Here is a 959-nt window from a genome sequence, read left to right as displayed (position 1 = left end):
GAGGCCTCGCCACCGTCGGTCAGGTGACTCATGCTCTCGGGCAACTCGCGGCCGTGATGCGCCATGGCCTGCGCGTACAGGCGTCCGGCGCGGTAGGACGAGCGGACCAACGGGCCGGCCAACACGCCGGCAAACCCGATCTCGGTGGCGTAATCGGAATGCTCGACGAACTCCTCCGGCTTGACCCAACGCTCGACCGGATGGTGCCGCGGGGACGGGCGCAGGTACTGAGTGATCGTCAGAATGTCGCAGCCCGCCTCGTGCAGGTCGCGAATCGCTTCCTGCACCTCTTCCGGGGTCTCACCCATGCCCAGGATCAGATTGGACTTGGTGACCAGGCCGTCGTCACGCGCTGCGGTGATGACATCCATCGACCGCTGGTAGCGGAAGGCAGGACGGATTCGCTTGAAGATGCGTGGCACCGTCTCCACGTTGTGGGCGAGCACCTCCGGACGAGAGGAGAAGACCTCGGCCAGCTGATCGGGCTTGGCGTTGAAGTCCGGGATGAGCAGCTCGACGCCGGTGTTCGGATTGAGTTTCTTGATGTATCGGACGGTCTCTGCATAGAGCCACGCGCCACCATCGGCCAGATCGTCGCGAGCAACCCCGGTGATGGTGGAGTAGCGCAGACCCATGGCCTGCACGCTCTCGGCCACCCGGCGCGGCTCGTCGCGATCGAGGTCGTCCGGCTTGCCGGTGTCGATCTGACAGAAATCGCACCGACGGGTGCATTGTTCGCCGCCGATGAGGAAGGTCGCTTCGCGATCTTCCCAGCATTCGTAGATATTGGGGCAGCCGGCTTCCTCGCACACCGTGTGCAGACCTTCGCGTTTCACAAGGCCTTTGAGCTCGGTGTATTCCGGGCCCATCTTGGCTTTCGTCTTGATCCAGCTGGGTTTGCGTTCGATGGGGGTCTCCGCGTTTCGGATCTCGAGGCGGAGCAGCTTGCGTCCTTCTGG

Annotated in this window: 1 protein-coding gene; it reads right to left on the bottom strand. The window is 63.7% G+C overall.

What is annotated here, in order from left to right; genetic code table 11:
- On the bottom strand, positions 1-959 hold a 959-nt coding region (gene lipA / locus ACNEOT_RS25370; protein ID WP_415977534.1), incomplete at both ends, for a lipoyl synthase.

The sequence above is a fragment of the Rhodococcus sp. 077-4 genome (assembly GCF_047782425.1).
GTDB lineage: Bacteria > Actinomycetota > Actinomycetes > Mycobacteriales > Mycobacteriaceae > Rhodococcoides.
This window is presented reverse-complemented; position numbering and strand designations above follow the sequence as displayed.